The organism is Pseudomonas sp. NFR16, from assembly GCF_900108875.1.
In the GTDB taxonomy this organism is placed as follows: Bacteria; Pseudomonadota; Gammaproteobacteria; order Pseudomonadales; family Pseudomonadaceae; genus Aquipseudomonas.
Genome location: NZ_FNYJ01000004.1, coordinates 587359 through 594091, shown reverse-complemented (window position 1 = coordinate 594091; position 6733 = coordinate 587359). Strand labels below are relative to the sequence as shown.

Here is a 6733-nt window from a genome sequence, read left to right as displayed (position 1 = left end):
GCATCAAGAAGTACACCGAAGAATACGGCGTCACCGGGCAGACCTTCGTCGCCATCGACTCGGGCGCCAACGTCAATTTCGACCGTCTGCGCCATGTCGCCGAGCGCGCCGAACTGGGCGAAGGTCGCGAGGCGATCATTGCCGTGACCATTCCCGAGCAGCCGGGCAGTTTCAAGGCGTTCTGCGAGGCCGTCGGCAAGCGTCAGATCACCGAATTCAACTACCGCTACCACACCGACCGCGAGGCGCACATCTTCGTCGGCGTGCAGACCCACCCGGAAAACGACCCGCGCAAGGCGCTGATCGCCAGCCTCTCGGCGCAGGGCTTTCCGGTATTGGACCTGACCGACAACGAACTGGCCAAGCTGCACCTGCGGCACATGGTCGGCGGGCATTCGGAACGGGTCAGCGATGAAGTAGTGCTGCGCTTCGAATTCCCCGAGCGACCGGGCGCGCTGTTCAACTTCCTCAACAAACTGGGCGGCAAGTGGAACATCTCGATGTTCCACTACCGCAACCACGGCGCCGCCGACGGCCGCGTGGTGGCCGGGCTGGTCGTGCCGGAGGAAGAGCGCCATCTGGTGCCGCGAGCGCTTGCGGAAATCGGTTATCCGTATTGGGACGAGAGCAACAACCCGGCGTACAAATTGTTTCTCGGCTGAGTCGCCACTGCGTAGCCCGGCGGGAGTGAGCCAACTGTCTCTGACGCCCCTTCTATCTACGGCGAACACCCCGACGCCTTCCCGGCTAAAGCCGGTCCTACGAAAAGCTTGCAGCATCGGTAGGACCGGCTTTAGCCGGGAAGAGGCTGGTACATCCGCTGGATAGGCAGCGCCGCATTACCCGTGTAGGAGCGCGCTTGCCCGCGTACGGCTACGCTCAGAGCATGGCTTCTATATAAGGAAACAAACCGCGATGGAACACTTCGCCGCATTGAAAATCCTGCACATGGTCACCACGGCACTCTTGTTCGTTGGTGCGCTGGCGATGATCGTCTGGATCGTTCGCGGCCGCAGGGCCGGAGATCTGACGGTGCAGAATCGCGCCATGCAGAAGCCTTGGGTGTTTGTCTGGTTGCTGATGGGGTTGTGCCTGCTGACCTTGCCGGTCAGTGGCTGGTGGCTGGTGCATTACGCCGGTTGGCCATTGGGGCAGACCTGGCTGCTGGCTGCGAGCGTGTTGTACACCTTTGGCGCACTGAGCTGGGCGTGGCTCGCAGTGCGCGTCAATCGCCTGCGCCGTCCGGTGATCGTGGGTAATCCCAGGTTCACGCTGGCGCTGGCAATCTTCAGCGCCGTCTGCTTCGTGTCGATTGCCGGGTTGATGGGCGCCAAGCCCGTCTAAATAAGCCTTGATCGGCTTGCCCCGGCAGATCGTCTTCGTCAGTCGCGCAGCGAAATCACCGGCCAGCCGCGACGGGTTGCTTCGGCGCGCAGCTTCTCGTCAGGATCGACGGCCACCGGATTCGCGACCTGCTCCAGCAGCGGCAGATCATTCATGGAGTCGCTATAGAAGTAGCTGTCTTCCAGATCGAAGCCGTTTTCCTCGATCCAGCGATTCAGGCGCGTCACCTTGCCCTCGCGAAAGCACGGTACGTCGGTCGTGCGCCCTGTGTACCGGCCGTCGACCATCTCACATTCGGTAGCCAGCAATGTGTCGATGCCCAGGCGCGCAACCACCGGCGCAGTGACGAAGCGGTTGGTGGCGGTGATGACAACCAGCTTGTCGCCAGCATCCCGATGCCTGGCAATCAGAGCCATGGCCTTGGGCAGAATCAGTGGTTCGATGCAGTCGCGCATGAAATCCGCATGCCACTCGTCAAGTTGTGCCATCTCGGTGCGACCCAGGATTTCCAGGCTGAAATTCAGGTAATCGGTCAGGTTCAACGTCCCGGCCAGATAGTCCTGATAGAACGCGTCGTTGCGGGCCTTGTAAGCGGCGCCATCAAGAATGCCCCGCTCGCACAGATAGTCGCCCCAGGCGTGATCGCTGTCGCCGCCGAGGAGGGTGTTATCGAGGTCGAACAATGCCAGGCGCATGGGTTACTCGCTGAAATAACTGAAAAAAGAGCACAAGAATACGAGGTTTGACCAAGAGATCGCATCTATTAATGCAGTTGTCACGATAAGCTGTCGACGGCTCGTTGCTGCCTTCACGATCTTTGTGGAACAATGCGGCGACATGCGTTTGCGAGGTTGTAGCCGTGATCGACCCCGATGGTTTCCGCCCTAATGTCGGGATAATTCTGACAAATGATGCTGGCCAGGTCTTATGGGCTCGCCGTATCAATCAAGATGCCTGGCAGTTTCCGCAAGGGGGAATCAACCCTCAGGAAACGCCGGAAGACGCGCTCTATCGTGAATTGAATGAAGAAGTCGGGCTGGAAAGGCATGACGTTGAAATTCTTGCCTGCACCCGCGGTTGGTTGCGCTATCGTCTGCCGCAACGTTTGGTCCGCACGCACAGCCAGCCGCTGTGCATCGGCCAGAAGCAGAAATGGTTTCTCCTGCGCCTGATCTCCAATGAGCAGCGGGTGCGGATGGATTTGACCGGTAAACCGGAGTTCGATGGCTGGCGCTGGGTCAGTTATTGGTATCCGTTGGGCCAGGTGGTGACATTCAAGCGCGAGGTGTATCGACGCGCACTCAAAGAGCTTGCCCCGCGCCTGTTGGCGCGCGACTGACACGGAGTTCGACCCCGAGCCATGCTCAATACGCTGCGCAAGATCGTCCAGGAAGTTAACTCCGCCAAGGATCTCAAGGCGGCGTTGGGGATTATTGTGTTGCGCGTCAAGGAGGCCATGAGCAGCCAGGTCTGCTCGGTCTATTTGCTCGACCCCGAATCCAACCGCTTCGTGCTGATGGCGACCGAGGGCCTGAACAAGCGCTCAATCGGCAAAGTCAGCATGGCCCCCAACGAAGGTCTGGTCGGTCTGGTGGGCACGCGCGAAGAACCGCTGAATCTCGAAAACGCCGCCGATCACCCGCGTTATCGCTACTTCGCGGAGACCGGCGAAGAACGTTTTGCCTCCTTCCTCGGTGCTCCGATCATCCACCACCGGCGTGTGGTGGGCGTGCTGGTCATTCAGCAAAAGGAACGTCGCCAGTTCGATGAAGGTGAAGAAGCCTTCCTGGTGACCATGAGCGCGCAGCTCGCGGGGGTCATCGCCCATGCCGAAGCCACCGGCTCGATTCGCGGCCTGGGCCGGCAAGGCAAAGGTATCCAGGAAGCCAAATTCGTCGGCGTGCCGGGCTCGCCTGGCGCGGCAGTGGGCACGGCGCTGGTCATGCTCCCGCCGGCCGATCTTGAAGTGGTCCCGGACAAGTCCGTCACCGACATCGACGCCGAGCTTAAGCTCTTCCAGAACGCCCTAGAGGGCGTTCGTAGCGATATGCGCACGCTTTCGGCGAAATTGGCTACGCAATTACGCCCGGAAGAGCGTGCGTTGTTCGACGTCTACTTGATGATGCTCGATGATGCATCGCTGGGCAGCGAAGTCACCAATGTCATCAAGACCGGCCAATGGGCGCAGGGCGCGCTGCGCTCGGTGGTCAACGAACACGTCAAACGTTTCGAGCTGATGGACGACGCCTACCTGCGCGAACGTGCATCGGACGTCAAAGACCTCGGCCGCCGCTTGCTGGCGTACCTCCAAGAAGCGCGTCAGCAGGCACTGGTATACCCCGACAACACCATTCTGGTCAGTGAAGAACTGTCCCCGGCGATGCTGGGTGAAGTGCCGGAAGGCAAGCTCGTCGGTCTGGTTTCGGTACTGGGTTCGGGTAACTCCCACGTGGCGATTCTGGCCAGGGCCATGGGTATTCCTACCGTCATGGGCGCGGTCGATCTGCCGTATTCCAAGGTCGACGGCATTGAGCTGATCGTCGATGGCTACCACGGCGAGGTCTACACCAACCCGAGTGAAGTGCTGCGCAAGCAGTATTCCGTGGTGGTCGAAGAAGAGCGCCAGTTGTCTCAGGGGCTTGATGCCCTGCGCGAGCTGCCGTGCGTCACTTTGGACGGGCATCGCATGCCTTTGTGGGTCAACACCGGTCTGCTGGCCGACGTCGCCCGTGCGCAGCAGCGCGGAGCAGAAGGCGTGGGGCTGTATCGCACCGAAGTCCCCTTCATGATCAACCAGCGTTTCCCGAGCGAAAAGGAACAACTGGCGATCTACCGCGAGCAACTGGCCGCTTTCCACCCGCTGCCTGTGACCATGCGCACGCTGGATATCGGCGGTGACAAGGCGCTGTCGTACTTCCCGATCAAGGAAGACAACCCGTTCCTTGGCTGGCGCGGCATCCGGGTCACCCTCGATCACCCGGAAATCTTCCTGGTGCAGACCCGCGCCATGCTCAAGGCCAGTGAAGGCCTGAATAACCTGCGGATTCTGCTGCCGATGATTTCCGGCACTCACGAAACCGAGGAAGCGCTGCACCTGATCCACCGTGCGTGGGGCGAGGTGCGCGACGAAGGCACCGATGTGCCGATGCCGCCGGTGGGCGTGATGATCGAAGTCCCGGCTGCGGTGTATCAGACCCGCGAGCTGGCGCGCCAGGTAGACTTCCTCTCCGTGGGCTCCAACGACCTGACGCAATACCTGCTCGCGGTCGATCGCAACAACCCACGCGTGGCTGATCTGTACGACTATCTGCACCCTGCGGTGCTGCAGGCGCTGCAGAATGTCGTTCGAGATGCCCATGCCGAAGGCAAACCGGTGAGCATCTGTGGCGAGATGGCGGGCGATCCGGCAGCGGCGGTGCTGTTGATGGCGATGGGTTTCGACAGTCTGTCGATGAACGCCACCAACTTACCGAAAGTGAAGTGGATGCTGCGCCAGATCAACCTCAGCAAAGCCAAGGAACTGCTCGATCAACTGATGAAGAACGACAACCCGCAAGTCATCAGCAGTTCGCTGCAGCTGGCACTGAGAAACCTGGGGTTGGCGCGGATGATCAATCCGGGGTCCGTCAAGGGTCATTGAGCCTGGGCCGGTCCTCCCAGGGGCCGCCCACTAGATCGAGTTCCGCGGGGCTCGGTCCCACAACGTTCGGTTCGCAGCGTCGGTCAGAGCTGCAGGTCTATCTCTCCCAATCGCCCGCCATACGGGCCGAAACTGCGCTCGATCAACCTGCGGCTGCCGTCGGCGTTGACGAAAAGCACGGTACTGGCGCGCGTTCCGTAATTGGGGCTGGCGATGAATACACTCGACAGCAGTTTCTCGGTCGCCAGCCCGACACCGGTGTTTGGCAGTTCTGCGTCTGGCGCAGGTTGGGGATCGGCGAGTAATTGCAGCAGCGCGTCAGGTTGTGGATCGTCCAAGTGCGCCGACAGCTGCGCTTTGGCTTTCACCAGCTTGGGCCAAGGCGTATCGAGGCCTGCGTTGGATACGCCGTAGATTCCTGCCTGCAAGCGCAAAGGCGTCGGGTTGGCAGCGTTGAGAAAGTGCAACTGGTCGCGGTTGCCCACCAGCAGGTTGAAACCGCCATATTCGCTGGCGCGTGCAGCCACTTCGCGCAGGTAGTCGTCGATGGACAGCGAGCCGGTCAAAAAATGAGCAACCAGCTCGCCCCTCGACCGCCTGCCCTCGGGTTGACCTGGGTCGCGGATATTGGTCAGGGCTGCAAAGCGGCCGTTTTCATTCACGCCAAGCCAGGTGCCGCCTGCTTCCAGATCACGACCGGCGCAGACCTGCGGTGCTTCCTCCCAGCGGCCCAGTGGCAGCGTGGGGCGCGCGTAAAACTCGTCACGGTTGGCTGCCAGTACCAGTGGCTGCGCATGGGTCGGGCGCCAGGCAAAGACGATCAGGCACATGAAAGACTCCTTTTTTGCCACTCTACCCACACCGGGCGCTGACATCCATCGCACGCTGCTAGAGCCGATCGGCCCGCTCCGGTAACATGCCGCACTGATTTCGGGAGACGCCCATGGAATTTCTGCTCTATCTGGCTTTGGGCGCATGCGCCGGGGTGCTGGCCGGTTTGTTCGGGGTGGGCGGCGGCATCATCATCGTGCCGGTGCTGGTATTCAGCTTCACGTTGCAAGGTTTCGACAGCTCGGTTCTGACCCATCTGGCGGTTGGCACGTCGCTGGCAACCATTGTCTTTACGTCGATCCAGTCGGTCCGCGCACACCACCGCATGGGCGCCGTGCGCTGGGCGGTGTTCGCGTGGATGACCGTTGGCATCCTGATCGGTGCAGGCCTGGGCTCGCTGACAGCCAGCTACATTGCCGGGCCGCATCTGCAGAAAATCATCGGCGTGTTCGCCATACTGGTCGCCATTCAGATGGCTCTGGACTTCAAACCCAAGGCCAGCCGGGGCGTGCCGGGCAAGCCCGGGTTGACCGCAGCAGGCATCGTGATCGGCTGGGCCTCGGCGATTTTCGGGATAGGCGGCGGCTCGTTGACCGTGCCATTTCTGACATGGCGCAGCCTGACCATGCAGCAAGCGGTCGCGACGTCGTCGGCCTGCGGATTTCCGATCGCGGTGGCCAGCGCCATAAGTTTCATGATTCTTGGGTGGCACGATCCGCTGCTGCCACCGCATAGTCTCGGTTTCGTGTATCTGCCGGCGCTGATCGGCATTGCCGTGACCAGCATGTTCTTTGCGCGATTCGGTGCAAAGCTTGCGCACAGGCTGTCACCCAGGCTGCTGAAACGACTGTTCGCGCTGCTGCTCGTAGTCGTCGGTACCAGTTTTCTGATCTAGTTTGCTTTGTCGCTCAATGAGCG

At 61.0% G+C, this 6733-nt stretch carries 6 protein-coding genes and 1 pseudogene; 5 read left to right on the top strand and 2 right to left on the bottom strand.

Going from position 1 to position 6733, the window contains the following annotated elements; genetic code table 11:
• A pseudogene (locus tag BMZ10_RS18595) lies at positions 1-662 on the top strand (threonine ammonia-lyase, biosynthetic); the annotation flags it as partial.
• 253 nt (positions 663-915) lie between these two features.
• Positions 916-1344, top strand: a complete 429-nt coding sequence (locus tag BMZ10_RS18590; RefSeq protein WP_093465526.1) for a DUF2269 family protein — start codon at positions 916-918, stop codon at positions 1342-1344.
• Between the two features lie 38 nt (positions 1345-1382).
• Here the strand turns inward: BMZ10_RS18590 and BMZ10_RS18585 are convergent, their stop codons facing one another.
• Positions 1383-2039: a histidinol-phosphatase gene (locus BMZ10_RS18585; RefSeq protein ID WP_093465523.1), complete on the bottom strand. Its 657-nt coding sequence runs from the start codon at positions 2037-2039 to the stop codon at positions 1383-1385.
• Between the two features lie 164 nt (positions 2040-2203).
• Here BMZ10_RS18585 and BMZ10_RS18580 point away from each other — a divergent pair, with 164 nt between their 5' ends.
• Both BMZ10_RS18580 and ptsP read left to right on the top strand, forming a co-directional pair.
• Complete coding sequence (locus tag BMZ10_RS18580) at positions 2204-2683, top strand: RNA pyrophosphohydrolase (RefSeq protein ID WP_062379340.1); 480 nt, start codon at positions 2204-2206, stop codon at positions 2681-2683.
• A gap of 21 nt (positions 2684-2704) precedes the next feature.
• Positions 2705-4984, top strand: coding sequence for a phosphoenolpyruvate--protein phosphotransferase (ptsP, locus tag BMZ10_RS18575; protein ID WP_093465520.1), 2280 nt, complete (start codon positions 2705-2707; stop codon positions 4982-4984).
• An 83-nt stretch (positions 4985-5067) separates the two neighbouring features.
• Here ptsP and BMZ10_RS18570 read toward each other — a convergent pair whose 3' ends face one another.
• Complete coding sequence (locus BMZ10_RS18570) at positions 5068-5814, bottom strand: NRDE family protein (RefSeq protein WP_093465517.1); 747 nt, start codon at positions 5812-5814, stop codon at positions 5068-5070.
• A gap of 113 nt (positions 5815-5927) precedes the next feature.
• Between BMZ10_RS18570 and BMZ10_RS18565 the strand changes: the two genes are divergently transcribed.
• Complete coding sequence (locus BMZ10_RS18565) at positions 5928-6710, top strand: sulfite exporter TauE/SafE family protein (RefSeq protein ID WP_093465514.1); 783 nt, start codon at positions 5928-5930, stop codon at positions 6708-6710.
• The last annotated feature ends 23 nt before the right edge of the window (positions 6711-6733 follow it).